Below are 14219 nucleotides of genomic sequence, written 5' to 3'. Positions count from 1 at the left end.
GGGTCAGCACCGCGCTGCCAGACCCATGCCGGCAAGATCGGCCTGCGATCGGTTCCGTACGCGTGCCCCCCTCCCGGTCAGCCAGCCGGCAGCGCATCCAGCGTCCGCGTCACGCGGCGCCGCAACCCCGGGTCACGCGTGATCTCCAGCATCGCGCCAAGACTGCCACGCGCCGCCGTGACGTCGTGATCGACCAGCTCGAGCCGGGCGCGTTCCCACCAGGCGTGCGGATAGGCGGGCGCCATCGTCGTCATGCGCACATAGAGATCGAGCGCGCGTCGCCCCTTCCCCGCCTGTTCGGCCCGCGACGCGAGGTTCTGCAGCAGCCTGACGAGCACGGCCCGGTTGGGCATCGCTGCGACATGAGTCGCCGCCCGGCCCGAGCCGGCATGTCGCTCGACCAGCGCGGCAAGTCCTGCGGCATCGACACGCACGCCGCCGGCGAACGGGTCGACGATGACCGGCGCAGCCTCCGCACCGACGACAACGAGAACATGGCCGGGGACGTCGAGCACGTTGGCGCTCCAGCCCAGCCGCCTGGCCATCGCGACCCAGAGTATCGAAAGGCTCACCGGCAGGCCGCGACGCCGATCGAGGACGGTGATGAAATCGGCATTGGCGGGATCATCATAGCTCTCGGAATCGCCCGCGAACCCGAACGCGTCCGCAAGCACCGACGCGAGGGCACTGGCACGTTCGCCCGGCGTCTCGGCATCACCTGCGACGGTGGAGAGCTGCGTCTCCATCGCGTCCAGCAGCGTGTGCGAGGGGGCGAGATCGATGCCGGGTCGGTCGAGACGTGCAAGCGACAGCGCGGCCTCATCGAGGACGATGTCCTCGTCGTCGATCAGGCCCAGGCGGGTAAGGTCTTCGGTCATCACGCCAACATGGGGAGGCTGCGCGGCAATGGGAACGCGCGATCGTAAGACCGGCGGGTGCCAAAGTCGGTCCCGAGCGTTCGTGACGGCATGAGGGATGCCAATGGCGCTACGTGAACAGGCCCGTCGCGATATCGTCCGACATGTCCGGGGGATGTTCAACGATACGGCACGCGGGGAACAGCCCGTGATCCGCAGCAGCGACGCGCTTTTCTCCCCCGATTCGATGATCTGGCGCGTCCATGGCGACGTCGCCAGCATGATGGTCGGTGGCGTGTCCGCGCTGTTGCTCCAGATGTTGCACCCCGCTGTCCTTGCCGGGGTCTGGGATCATTCGAACTTTCGCACCGATATGCTCGGCCGGCTGCGGCGAACCGCGCGTTTCATCGCCGTCACCACCTATGGCGCGCGCGACGATGCCCAAAGCGCGATCGCCCGTGTCCGCTCGGTCCATCGGCATATCGGCGGCACCCTACCCGATGGAACGCCGTATCGCGCCGACGATCCCGCCCTCCTTGCCTGGGTTCATATCTCGGAGGCGTGGTGCTTCCTCGCCGCCTGGCAGCGTTACGGAGACAACCGCCTCTCGCCCGCACAGGCCGACCAATATTTCGACGAGTTCGCCGACATCGGTCTGGCACTTGGCGCCGGGGTAGTGCCGCGTGACCGGCTCGCGACACAGCAGGCGCTGCACATGGCGCGGCCGCATCTCGTCGTCAGCGACCGCACGACCGAGGTCGCGCGCCTCGTGTTGGAGCATCCGCCCGCGAACCCGCTATCGATCCCCGTCCAGCGGCTCGTGATGCAAGCCGCGATCGACCTGCTTCCGACATGGGCAAGAGAGATGCATCATTTGCCGGAATCGCCGCGGCTCATGGGTCCGCTTGTCGTGTCGGGGACGCGGCAGTTGGCACGAACGCTCCGCTGGGCGTTCGCGGACCGCTGAAAGCATGACCTGCAAGGCGCAGCGTCCACATCCCGACACCATCTACTGGACCAAGTGTTTCGTCGTCCCGAGCACCGGGCGGCAGCCATAAATTTGTCCGGCGCCGCAAACCATCCGCGCGTGGCCCCCTCTATAATCAATCTAGCCTTGATGCGCGGTTCCCCGAATCCTCGACGAGCAGGATATTCGAGATCCGCACAACGGTGCGTGATCGCTGCGTGATTTCAAGATCGGCCTACATGGTGCACAACAAAGGAACCCGTTGATGTTGGCGAATATCCTTGGCGGCGTCTCATCAGACGTCATAACGTCTGAACTCGCTCGCCTCGAGAGCATGTTTGCCGATGGCGACCTTTCGCAGCGGGCGAATACGTCGCTTGCCAACGCGCAAACCCAGAGCGTTCTTTGCGCGGTCAACCAGATGCTCGACCGGGCGCTTCGTCCCGTCGGCCATCTGAACGCGCGTATCGACGAATGGAGCGCAGACCATGACAAGGGCGACATCGACGCCGCCTTGCCGGTCGAGGAGTTCCGCGGTGTCTACGCGGCCATCGCGAAACGGCTGAACCTCCTGGTCGGCAGCCACATCACCGTCAAGAAAACCGCGATGGCCTGCGTCAGGGAATTCAGCGTCGGCAATTTCGCTGCCCCCCTCGAGCGATTTCCCGGCAAGAAGGCGTTCATCAACGAGACGATCGAGACGCTACGCGCAAACCTGCAAGGGTTGATCAGCGAGCTGAACCACATGTCCTCCGAGCACGACAAGGGGGACATCGACGTCACCGTGGCAGCCGAGAAATTCGGTGGCGACTTCGGTGTCATGGCGCGCGGCGTCAACACGATGGTCGCCAACCACATCGCGGTGAAGAAGAAGGCGATGGCGTGCATCAAGGAATTTGGCGAAGGCAATTTCGACGCGCCGCTTGAAGCATTCCCCGGCAAGAAGGCGTTCATCAACGACACCGTCGAGGCGCTGCGACGCAACCTGCGCGATATCATCGGCGAGGTGCAGCGGCTGATCAAGGCCTCGACCGCGGGCGAACTTGGCGAGCGTGGCGACGACAGGCGCTTCGTCGGCGATTTCGCGGGCCTGATCGCCGGGATCAACGCCATGCTCGATGCGACGCTGCTGCCGATCGAGGAAGGCAACCGCGTCCTCAATCTCGCCAGCGTGGGCGATCTGCGGGAAATGGTCGAGATCGCCTGCGCGGGCGATCACCGCCGGATGAAGGATTCGATCAACGCGCTGATCGACAATCTGCGGGTGAGCGCCAGTCTGGCGGACAAGATCGCCGACGGTGATCTGAGCTTTGCGCACCAGCCGCTCTCGGACCGCGATATGCTCGGTCAGGCAATCGTGCGGATGGTCGACAATCTTCGCGTGAGTGCCGACCTGGCCGACAAGATCGCCGATGGCGACCTCGCAGTGTCGCACCAGCCCTTGTCCGACAAGGACGTGCTCGGCCAGGCTTTGGTGCGGATGATCGAGCAGCTGCGCAACGTCGTCGGCAATGCCAGCGCCGCCGCCGACAATGTCTCGGCAGGCAGCCAGGAGCTGTCGGCGAGTTCCGAGCAGGTCTCGCAAGGTGCGACCGAGCAAGCCGCCGCCGCCGAAGAGGCGTCCTCGGCGATGGAAGAGATCGCCGCCAACATCAAGCAGAGCGCGGACAATGCCTCGCAGACCGAGAAGATCGCACGCCAGTCGGCCAAGGATGCCGAACTGAGCGGGATCGCGGTGCAACGCGCGGTCAATGCGATGCGGACGATCGCGGAAAAGATCGGCATCGTGCAGGAGATTGCCCGGCAAACCGATCTTCTCGCGCTCAACGCGGCGGTCGAAGCGGCACGCGCCGGCGAACATGGCCGCGGCTTTGCCGTCGTCGCGTCCGAGGTGCGCAAACTCGCCGAACGCAGTCAGGTCGCGGCGGCCGAGATCGGATCCGTCTCCTCGCAGACCGTCGCCGCGGCGACCGAAGCCGGCGAGATGCTGACCAAGCTGGTCCCCGACATCAGCCGCACCGCCGAGCTCGTCGCCGAGATCAGCGCGGCCTGCCGCGAACAGGATATCGGCGCCGCGCAGATCAACGAGGCGATCCAGCAGCTCGACCTGATCAGCCAGCAAAATGCGGGTGCGTCCGAGCAGATCACCGCGACGTCGGAAGAGCTGGCATCGCAGGCCGAGGAGTTGCAGGCCAGCATCGCCTTTTTCAGGATCGGCGACGGAGCGGACAATGCCCATCGTCGGCCGCTGCCAACCGCCCACCGCAAACCCGCTGCGCGTAGCCCGGTTACCGCACGGCCGGCCGCCAAGGCCAAACGCGTCAAACCCAATTCGATCGCCGACCAGAAAGCCCGCGTGAATGGCTTCGCGCTCGACCTGATCAAGGGCGGTACCGACGCGGAAGATGACAATTTCGGCGCGCAGGCAGCCTGAACGCCGATCGACGCGGCGTGCAGGGGTTCGGGGATATTTGGCTTGAACGACTGACCCGGCCGGCAAGGCATGTTGCGGCCCTCCCCGTGCGATCGCGCCCACCCCGGCGCGATCGCCGTCCTGCGTTTCGGCAGCATTGAACGGGAGCGTGTCCCGGCGCCGTCCCAGCCGCATCAACGTCGGACCGCCCGGTCTCCGCAGCACGCTTTCGCACGCCGAGGGCAGCCGCCCGCCAAAATAAGCGAGGCTTCGAGAACGGACGTCTGTCCGCCCTCTATAATGAATCGAGTGAACCCCGGCGCGAGGACGACCACGCCACCGGCCGGAGAGAGAGGGAACGCATGGCACAGATCGTCCTTGTCCCGGCAATCGTCACGACCGCGTCGGTGTTGCCGTTCGCCGCGGAACTCGCGTCGCAGCTCGAGCGGAACGACGCGATCGAACTCGATCTCGCCGCCGTCACCGACGCCGATGTCAGCTTCCTGCAGCTCGTCTGCGCGGCGCGCCGTCAGGCCGAGCACGACGGCAAGACGCTGCGCCTCGCCCACCCCGTCCATGCCGAACTCACGGCGCTGCTCGAGCGCGCCGGCTTCCTCACCGACATTCCCTCAGCCGATCAGACTTTCTGGTTTCACGGAGACCTGCCGCGATGACCGCATCCATCCTTATCGTCGATGATTCCAACAGCGTCCGGATGGCGATCCGCATGGCGCTCACCGGGGCCGGCTATGCCGTCACCGAAGCCGCCGACGGCGCCCAGGGCCTGAGCAAGGCCAATGGCGGTCGCTTCGACATGATCATCACCGATCTCAACATGCCCAACATGGACGGGCTGTCGATGATCCGCGCGCTGCGCAAGAACCCGGCGCAGTGCGGCACGCCGATCCTGTTCCTGACCACCGAGTCCGAGGACGCGATGAAGCAGCAGGCCAAGGCCGCCGGTGCGACCGGCTGGCTGGTCAAGCCGTTCGTCCCCGAGCAGCTGACCAAGGTCGTGCGCAAGGTTCTTGGACGGTGAGCGAGACCGATCCCGTCGCCGCGTTCCGCGTCGAGGCGGGCGAAGTCCTCGAGCAGGTCGAACAGGGCCTGCTCGATCTCGGCCATCGGCTCGACGATCACGACCTGATCGATGCGGTGTTCCGCGGGCTGCATACGCTCAAGGGCTCGGGCGCGATGTTCGGGTTCGACGCGCTGGCCAGCTTCACGCATCACTGCGAGACCGCCTTCGACCGCGTGCGCAAGAACCTGACGCCCGCGACGCCGCAGCTGATCGCGGTGATCCTGTCGGCGCAGGACCACATGCGCGCGCTGATCGACGGCGACGGCACCGAGCGCAAGGAGGAAGGCGACGCGATCCTCGCCAAGCTGCAGGCGGCGCTCGATGGCGCGCCCGCGCCGACGCCGGCGCCCGCGCCTGCCGAGCAGGGCTGGCGGCTGTCGCTCCGCCTGCCGCCCGAGGCGATGCAGAACGGCATCAACCCGCTCACTTTGCTCGACGAGTTGCGCACGCTGGGCGACTGCCGCGTCGTCGCCCGAACCGAACAGGTCCCGTTGCTCGGCGACCTGGTGCCGACGCACTGCATGATCGGCTGGGACGTCGAATTGCGCGGCGCGGTGGCGAAAGCCGACATCGAGGACGTCTTCATCTTCGTGATGGACGACATGGATCTGCAGATCGAGCAGATCGGACCTGCGCTTTGCGACGACGCGCGAAACGCCGCCGCGGCGCCTGCCCCGTTTGCGTCCCCGTCCCCGTTTGCGTCCCCATCTGCGACTACACCTGCGTCTTTGCCCGCGCCGATCGACGATTCCCGGCCCGCCAATGCGCAGGAACCGGCGGCCGCACCGAATGGTCGCGGTGCGCCGAAGACGGGCGAAAGCGTCCGAGTCCCCGCCGAAAGGCTCGACCTGCTGATGGACCGGGTCGGCGAACTCGTCATCGTTCAGAGCCGATTGTCGCAGCTCGCGCATAGCAGCGCAGCAGACGTCGCGCTCCACTCGATCTCGGAGGAGATCGAGCGGCTGGCGAGCGAGCTGCGTGACACGGTGATGGTGCTGCGCATGGTCCCCGTCGCCACGCTGTTCGGCCGCTTCCGCCGTCTCGTCCACGACATCGCACGCGATACCGGCAAGACGATCGAGCTTTCCACCGATGGCGAGACGACCGAAGTCGACAAGACCGTGATCGAACGGCTCGCCGATCCGCTGATCCACCTGATCCGCAACGCCTGCGACCATGGGGTCGAGCATCCCGAGCAGCGTCTCGCCGCGGGGAAGCCCGTCGCCGGGCATGTGCGGCTGTCGGCGCGTCAGGAGGGGGACGAAGTCGTCATCACGATCCGCGACGACGGTCACGGGATCGACCGCGATCGCGTCCGCGCCAAGGCGGAATCGCACGGGTTGATCCAGCCCGCGCAGGTCGTGAGCGACCAGGAGTTGCTCCAGATGATCTTCCACCCCGGCTTCTCGACCGCACCGCAGATCACCAGCCTGTCGGGCCGCGGCGTCGGGATGGACGTCGTCAAGCGCACGATCGAAAGCCTGCGCGGTACGATCGACGTTGAAAGCGTCCTGGGCCAGGGATCGACGGTCTCGCTGCGCATCCCGCTGACGCTCGCGATCATCGACGGTCTGCTGATCCGCGTCGGCGACGGTCGCTACGTCATCCCGCTCGGCGTGGTCGAGGAATGTATCGAGCTCAGTCTCGAGGAGGATCTGCGCTCGCGCGGTCGCAGCTTCATCACGCTGCGCGACCGGCTCGTGCCGTTCGTCCGGCTGCGCGAGATGTTCGTGACGGGAACCAAACCGAGCGTCCACCAGAAGATCGTCATCATCGCGACCGGCACCGAGCGCGTCGGGCTGGTGGTCGACCAGATCATCGGCAGCCACCAGACGGTGATCAAGCCGATGTCGCCGGTCCACTGCAACGTCCCGACCTTCGCCGGCGCGACCATCCTCGGCGACGGCGGGGTCGCGCTGATCCTCGACGTCGTCCAGCTCGTCGCGCTTGGCCAGCACCAGGAGGAGCGGCTCCGCGCCGTCGCATGACCATGGAAGAAACATCGCAGACCGAGTGGGACGAAGACGGTCGGCTCGAAGTGCTGACGTTCGACCTGCAGACCGAGAAGTTCGCGGTCGAGGCCGTGCTCGTCCGCGAGATCCTCGATTTGCTGCCCGAAACGGTCGTGCCGGGCGCGGATCGGCTGGTCGCCAGCGTCGCGAACTTTCGCGGCAAGATCATTCCGATCGCGGACCTTCGGCTCGCGTTCGGCCTGCCCTCCGCGGACTCGACGATGGACAGCCGGATCGTGGTCGTCGAACTCGACGTCGACGGCGTCCAGACCCAGATCGGCATCCGCACCGACAAGGTGCACGAGGTGACGACGCTCCACCGCGACGCCAGCGAGACACCGCCCACCGTCGGCCTGCGCTGGCGCCGCGATTATATTCGCGAGCTGGTGCGCACGCCGCAGGGCGTCATCGTCCTCGCCAACCTCGCGCGAATCTTCGACCCGCTGCTGGGCGGCCGCGGCACGACCCCCGTGCTCGCACCCGCACTCCTCTAGGCTGGAAGGCCAGACATGACCGTGCCAATCGGACGACGCTTCGCAGACACCTCGGATCAGCCCCGCTTGTCCGGATGGCGCAGGGCTGGATCGCGCCCGACCGTCATGCGGTCGCTCCCCCGCACCGCAGCCGTTGAACGGCGCGCGGCATGAGCGTCGCGGGAGAATTGCAGGCCGTGACCTTCGGTCTGGGCGCCGAGACCTTCGCGGTACCCGTGACGCTGGTGCGCGAGATCCTCGACTGGAGCGAGACCTTTCACATTCCGAACGGGCCCGATTATCTGCTGGGTCTGACCGATCTGCGCGGCGAGGGCGTGACGACGATCGACTTGCGCCGTCGCCTCGGCCTGCCGCCTGTCGCGCCGACGCCGAGTACGCGGATCCTCGTGATCGACGTCCCCGTCGACGGGCGCGACCTTGTCCTCGGCCTCGTCGTCGACCGCGTCCTGGAGGTCAGCACGTTCGACCGCGGCCAGATCGGGGCCGCGCCCGACATCGGGATCAGCTGGCCGTCCCGGTACATCGCCGGGGTCGTCAAGCGAACCGAGGGTTTCGTCGTGCTGGTCGACGTCGCGCAGATCTTTTCCAGTGCGGACGTCAGCGCGTTTCGCGCCTGCGCCGCATGACGGCGTTGCATCCGCCCTATTGAAACCAACCCCGCTGGTTCCGTTTCCGACGGCCCATCGTCTTATTGGAGCTGGCTCCCGTGACCCTTGCCCCCCCGATCGTGAAAACCCCGGCGAGCGCCACCGACCAGATCGGGTCGCGCGATTTCGCGCTACTGGCCGACTATATCTTCGACTATGCAGGCATCCGGATGCCGCCGAGCAAGCGAACGATGCTCGAAGGGCGCTTGCGCCGCCGCCAGCGCGCTCTGGGGCTCGACACGCTGGAGGCCTATTGCCGCCATGTCCTGACGGGCAACAATCTCGATCGCGAAGGCGTGCACCTGATCAATGCGGTGACGACCAACAAGACGGACTTCTTCCGCGAACCCGTCCATTTCGATTTTCTGCGCGACGTCGCGCTTCCGGCGCTCGAAGCGAATTATCTGCGGAAAATCCGCGCGTGGAGCGTCGCCTGCTCGACCGGGCCTGAACCCTATACGATGGCGATGCTGCTCGACGAGTTTGCCAGCGCACGCCGCGGTGTCACCTACTCGGTTCTGGCGACCGATCTCGACACCGAGGTTCTCGAGATCGCCCGGCTGGGTATCTACCCGTCCGATCTCGCAGCGCCGGTGCCCGCCGCGTTGCGCAAGAAATACCTGATGGAATCGCGCGATCCGGCGCGCGGCGAAGTCCGCATGGTGCCCGAGCTCCGCCGTGCGATCGCATTCGCGCGGCTCAACCTCATGGACGAATGCTATCCGGTGGGCGAACCGATGCACCTGATCTTCTGCCGCAACGTCCTGATCTATTTCGACAAGCCGACGCAGCACAGCGTCGTCTCCAAACTCGTCAGCAAGCTGGCCCCGGGGGGCTATCTCTTCCTTGGCCATTCGGAGTCGATCGCAGGGCTCGACCTGCCGCTCGTCCCGGTCGCCCACACCGTTTTCCAGCGGAGCTGAACCATGGCCGTCCGAGGGAAAATTCGCGTGCTCATCGTCGATGACTCCGCGGTCGCGCGGCACGCGCTGGCGGCGATCCTCGAAGAGGATCCGGACATCACAATCATGGGCACCGCCGCCGACCCGTTCAGCGCGGCGCGTCGGATCCAGGAAGAAGTGCCCGACGTGATCATGCTCGACGTCGAGATGCCGCGGATGGATGGCATCACCTTCCTCAAGAAGCTGATGGCGCAATGCCCCCTGCCCGTGGTGATGTGCTCGTCGGTGACCGAGAAAGGGTCCGACGCGATGCTGCAGGCGCTCGAAGCCGGAGCGGTCGACGTCATCGTGAAGCCGCGTGCCGGGCTCGCGGAGCATCTCGCCGATCACAATCTCCAGATCCGCGACGTGATCAAGGCCGCGGCGAAGGTGCGGGTCGCGCTGCGCTCCTCGAATGGCAGCCGTCCGGGCCGTCTCGAGCAGAAGCTGACCGCGGACGCAGTTCTGCCCCCGCCGAGCGGCCGAGGGGTGAACCGTGCGACGGAGCGCGTGGTGTGCCTTGGTGCATCGACCGGAGGAACCGAGGCGCTGCGCGAGGTCCTCGAGGCGCTGCCCGCGACCGCGCCGGGCGTCGTCGTGGTCCAGCACATGCCCGAGAACTTCACGCGCGCATTCGCCAATCGGCTCAACACGCTGTGCGTCGTGAACGTCAAGGAAGCCGAGGATGGCGACCCCGTCCTGCCCGGCAACGTCCTGATCGCACCCGGCGGCAAGCACATGATGATCGAGCGACGCGGCGCACGCTATTTCGTCGCGGTCCGCGAGGGGCCGCTCGTCTCGCGCCACCGGCCGTCGGTCGACGTGCTGTTCCGCTCGGCGGCGACCGCGGCGGGCTCGAACGCGATCGGCGTGATCATGACGGGAATGGGGGATGATGGCGCGCGCGGTCTTCTCGAGATGAAGCAGGCGGGTGGTCGCACGTTCGCACAGGACGAGTCGTCGTCGATCGTCTTCGGCATGCCCAAGGAAGCGATCGCGCTGGGCGGCGTCGAGAAGGTCATCCCGCTGAAGCACATCGCCCGCGACGTCTTGCACGCAACGGTACAATAGGGGCCAGGCCGATGGGATGCGTCGAACACAAGGCTTTCGAGGCCGATCAGGGTATCGAGCAGGCGCCCGCCTGGCGCGTGCTCGAAGCCGAACTCGCAAGCGTCGCGAGCGGGCTCGACCAACGCTTCGTCGATGCCGGACACTCGCTCGAACGCGCCTATGACACCGTCGGCAGGCTGATCGGCAGTCTCGAAAGCGTCACCAATGCGCTCGACCGCGACGCCGCCGATCGCGCGGTCGCGACGATGCGCGCCAATGCCGACCGGCTCGCCAGCCTGCCCGCGCGGCAGAAGAAGCGACAGCAGTCGCTCGACGTCCTCCAGCAGGCGAGCGGCGCGGTGCAGAAGGAGATCGTGCGTGTCGACCGGACGCTCGACCTGTCGAAGATCTGCGGTCAGTATCTCAAGGTCGCCGCTGCCGGCGCGCACGGATTTGCCGAGTTCGCCGACGCGATGGTCTCGGAGCTCGATGTCAGCGAGCGCGAAATCCACGAGATCAGCAAGGACGTCGGCCAATTGTCGTCGACGGTTCCCTGCGTGATCGAGATCAACCGTGTGCTCGATTCCGAATGCGCGCGGCTGTGCCCGCATGTTCCCGACAAACTCACCGCGGACGCGACCGGGCTCCAGCAGAACCAGATCGATGCCGCGAAACGCGCGGAATCGATCGCGACGATCGCCCGCGACATCCGCGCCAAGCTGTCGGCCGCGCACGGTGCGATGCAGATCGGCGACATCACCCGGCAGCGGCTCGAACATGCCGCGCAGGCCTGCCGTTTCCTCGGCACGGCACTCGAGGAATTCGATCGCGTCGACGCTTCCGCGGCCAAGGCGCTCGAAGGTCAGGTCATGGCGTTGCTCGCAGCCCAGGTCACCGATGCGACCGCGGATCTGCAAAAGGAAACGCGGGCGCTCGGCGCCAGCTTCAGGGGCATCGCCACACAGGTCGCCTCGATGCTCGCGCCGCACGAACCCCGCGCCGTCGACGCCGCGAGCGACGGCGTGTTCCTGCAACTGCTCGAAGACAGCGTTGCCGAGGTCGATGCGGTCACCGCACACCTGCGCGACGCCGATACGCGATCGACGCAGCTCGGGTCCGAAGCCTCCGCCACGGTCAGACGGCTTGGCGAACGCCTGACGACGATCCACCGCGTCACCGGCGGTGTGCGCATCATGGCGTGGAATTCCGATCTTCGTTCGTATCGGATGGGCCGTGCGGGTGACGGCCTTGCGCGTATCGCGGCAGAGATCCGCTGCTCGGTCAACACATTGGAGATGGTGTCAGGGGCGGTTGCGCGCGCATTCGAACAATTGAGCCATGCGGCGGAGGCGATCGGATCGGCCCCGGAGTGCGACGAAGACACGAATGATTCGCTGCCAGACGCGCTTGCCGTCATCCGTGCGGGCGCCTTGCTCACGCGCCAGGGCATGTCGGGGCTCGACCGCGATGCCGGCGCGATCCACGACATCGTCGCGGAAATGACCAGCGCAGTGGACTGCGAGACCGCCTTCGCCGAACCATTGTCGCGCATCAACGCGCACCTCGAAGCGCTCGCGATGCCCCTGGTCGACGCAAGCAAGACCATGACACCCACCAGCGAGCAAGTCTTTCACGCCATAAACGCGATCTACACGATGGCGCAGGAACGGCATGTCCACCGCCGTTTCCTTCCGAGCGACGATCAACCCGATGTGCAGGCTTCGACAGCGATGGCGGACGCCGACGACTTCGACGGTCTGTTCTGACCCCCGGATAGGGAATGGGGCTTGGTAGCTGAAGGCTGCCGAGCAACGTCGCGAAACCCCGCGAATACGACGGGTCGCCAGCCTGACGATGCCGGCGCTGAGCATGGCCGCGGCAGCCGACGGCGTGGGCTGGGCCGTGGTGAGGCGCCTCGGCGGTGGCGGGTACGACAGCGTCGTGACGTTCGTTGGTATCGGAGCGATGATCGTCGCCAGCCTTATCGTTGCGACGCTCGGCTATCGCTTGTTCGAGGTACCGCTCGCCAAATTTGCGAAGCGGTTGACTACACCCCGGCGTCGTGTCGCGACAATGGTCGATCCCGGCGTCCAGCCCGCCTGATCCGGGCCACGCACAGGGCGAACACGCGGAAGGATAACGTCCGCCGATCCGGGAAACAGGCGGTGGTGGGGCCAGGATCTGCGGTCACGCCCCCGCCGCCACCGGGACTGCGCATACGGGCGGCGCGCTGGCGCCGCCGCCCGCCTGCGTCACACCATGTGCACGGTCTTCGAGACGAGATGCGCCGCGACGCCTTCGGGGCCGTCTTCCGAACCGTGCCCGCTGTCCTTCATCCCGCCGAACGGGCTGTCGGGCGCGCTGAGTTTCACCGTGTTGATTCCGATCATCCCGGCCTCGATCGCGTCGCCGAGCATATTCTGGCGGCGTCCGTTTTCGGTGAAGCAATAGGCGGCCAGCCCGAACGGCAGGCGATTGGCCTGCTCGACCGCGTCCTCGACCGTTTCGAACGGCCGGATGAGCGCGATCGGACCGAACGGCTCCTCGTTCATCGCACGCGCGTCGAGCGGCACGTCGGCCAGCACCGTCGGCGTGAAGAAGAAACCGCCGCCCGACTCCTCGATGCGACCGCCGCCCGCGAGCAGGCGCGCGCCCGCCGTACGCGCGTCGTCGACCAGGTCCGCCATCGCCTGAGGGCGCCGGGCGTTCGCCATCGGGCCCATCTGCGTGCCGGACGCCATGCCGCTGCCGACCTTCAGCGCCTTGGTCCGCTCGGCAAAGCCCGCGGCGAAGCGGTCGTAGATACCCTGCTGCACATGGAACCGCGTCGGCGCGACGCAGACCTGGCCGGCGTTCCGAAACTTGTGCGCAACCAGGATGTCGAGCGTCTTGTCGAGATCGCAATCGTCGAACACGAGGACCGGGCCATGCCCGCCGAGCTCCATCGTCGTCTTCATCATCGTGTCCGCGGCGAGCTTCATCAGGTGCTTGCCGACCGGCACCGACCCCGTGAAGCTCAGCTTGCGCGTGATCGGCGATGCCAGCAGCTGGCGTGACACCATGTCGGGCACGCCGAACACGCACTGCGCCACGTCCCCGGGCAGCCCGGCATCCTGGAAACAGCGCAGCACCTCGACGGCGGATCCCGCGGTCTCTTCGCTGGGCTTGATGATGATCGAGCATCCCGCGGCGAGCGCGGGTGCGATCTTGCGCACCACGTTCATGATCGGGAAGTTCCACGCGCAGAACGCCGCGACGGGGCCGACCGGCTGCTGGAGAACGAGACTGCGCGTGCCCTGCGGACGCGGCAGGACGCGCCCGTAGATTCGCTGCGCCTCGCCGGCGTGGAATTCGAGCAGGCTTGCAGCGAACGCGACCTCGCCTTTCGCCTCGGCCTGGATCTTGCCCTGTTCGAGCGTGGCGATCCGCGCGAGGTGGTCGGCACGTTCGCGAAGCAGGGCCGCGGTCTTGATGAGGATGGCGGCACGCGCCTCGGGCGCGGTGGCGCGCCACAGCACGAAGCCGCGCTGTGCCGCCTCGAGCGCGGCGTCGAGATCGGCGGGCGTCGCCAGCGGCAGCGCCGCCTGCCCGGCTCCGGTCGCGGGGTTCAGTACGTCCTGCGTCTCGCGTCCGTCGCCCGTCAGCCACTCTCCGCCGATATACAGGCCTAGCCGAGCGTCATAATCCGCAACCATCATCGTCTCCTTCGGGCCGACGCGATCGCGCGCGGCATGTCGATCGACTCAACGCACGCGTG

The 14219-nt window shown here is 66.7% G+C and carries 13 protein-coding genes; 11 read left to right on the top strand and 2 right to left on the bottom strand.

The features are described from left to right. Positions 1–77 precede the first annotated feature (77 nt). Positions 78–878 (bottom strand): SirB1 family protein, encoded by an 801-nt coding sequence (locus AC0CH3_RS04355; RefSeq protein ID WP_354302190.1) that lies wholly within the window; start codon positions 876–878, stop codon positions 78–80. 103 nt (positions 879–981) lie between these two features. On the opposite strand from AC0CH3_RS04355, the gene AC0CH3_RS04350 reads away from it, so the two are divergent. The 11 genes from AC0CH3_RS04350 (at position 982) to AC0CH3_RS04300 (ending at position 12565) form a co-directional block, all read left to right on the top strand. After that, positions 982–1824 (top strand): oxygenase MpaB family protein, encoded by an 843-nt coding sequence (locus AC0CH3_RS04350; protein ID WP_354302188.1) that lies wholly within the window; start codon positions 982–984, stop codon positions 1822–1824. 265 nt (positions 1825–2089) lie between these two features. Beyond that, positions 2090–4258, top strand: coding sequence for a methyl-accepting chemotaxis protein (locus AC0CH3_RS04345; protein ID WP_465237635.1), 2169 nt, complete (start codon positions 2090–2092; stop codon positions 4256–4258). 341 nt (positions 4259–4599) lie between these two features. Beyond that, positions 4600–4911, top strand: coding sequence for an STAS domain-containing protein (locus tag AC0CH3_RS04340; protein ID WP_333996259.1), 312 nt, complete (start codon positions 4600–4602; stop codon positions 4909–4911). Beyond that, a complete protein-coding gene (locus tag AC0CH3_RS04335; protein WP_056021002.1) occupies positions 4908–5276 on the top strand; it encodes a response regulator in 369 nt (122 codons plus the stop codon). Before AC0CH3_RS04340 ends, AC0CH3_RS04335 begins: the two co-directional genes overlap by 4 nt. Next, complete coding sequence (locus AC0CH3_RS04330) at positions 5273–7306, top strand: chemotaxis protein CheA (RefSeq protein WP_465237634.1); 2034 nt, start codon at positions 5273–5275, stop codon at positions 7304–7306. Before AC0CH3_RS04335 ends, AC0CH3_RS04330 begins: the two co-directional genes overlap by 4 nt. 2 nt (positions 7307–7308) lie before the next feature. Next, positions 7309–7824 carry a chemotaxis protein CheW gene (locus AC0CH3_RS04325; protein ID WP_457325728.1) on the top strand — a complete coding sequence of 172 codons (516 nt, stop codon included), beginning with the start codon at positions 7309–7311 and terminating at the stop codon, positions 7822–7824. A 149-nt stretch (positions 7825–7973) separates the two neighbouring features. After that, positions 7974–8450 carry a chemotaxis protein CheW gene (locus AC0CH3_RS04320; protein WP_354302180.1) on the top strand — a complete coding sequence of 159 codons (477 nt, stop codon included), beginning with the start codon at positions 7974–7976 and terminating at the stop codon, positions 8448–8450. Positions 8451–8530: 80 nt separating this feature from the next. Further along, the gene (locus AC0CH3_RS04315) at positions 8531–9394 is read left to right on the top strand and encodes a CheR family methyltransferase (RefSeq protein ID WP_457325497.1); all 864 of its coding nucleotides are present in this window, start codon (positions 8531–8533) and stop codon (positions 9392–9394) included. A 3-nt stretch (positions 9395–9397) separates the two neighbouring features. Then, positions 9398–10483 (top strand): protein-glutamate methylesterase/protein-glutamine glutaminase, encoded by a 1086-nt coding sequence (locus AC0CH3_RS04310; protein WP_354302178.1) that lies wholly within the window; start codon positions 9398–9400, stop codon positions 10481–10483. 11 nt (positions 10484–10494) lie between these two features. Further along, positions 10495–12228: a hypothetical protein gene (locus AC0CH3_RS04305; protein ID WP_465237633.1), complete on the top strand. Its 1734-nt coding sequence runs from the start codon at positions 10495–10497 to the stop codon at positions 12226–12228. Between the two features lie 103 nt (positions 12229–12331). Further along, positions 12332–12565, top strand: coding sequence for a hypothetical protein (locus AC0CH3_RS04300; protein ID WP_354302174.1), 234 nt, complete (start codon positions 12332–12334; stop codon positions 12563–12565). A gap of 149 nt (positions 12566–12714) precedes the next feature. Here AC0CH3_RS04300 and AC0CH3_RS04295 read toward each other — a convergent pair whose 3' ends face one another. Continuing rightward, on the bottom strand, positions 12715–14157 hold the full coding sequence (locus AC0CH3_RS04295; protein ID WP_354302172.1) for an NAD-dependent succinate-semialdehyde dehydrogenase: 1443 nt from the start codon (positions 14155–14157) through the stop codon (positions 12715–12717). Between the last annotated feature and the right edge of the window lie 62 nt (positions 14158–14219).

This window comes from Sphingomonas sp. AC449 (genome assembly GCF_979253475.1).
This window is presented reverse-complemented; position numbering and strand designations above follow the sequence as displayed.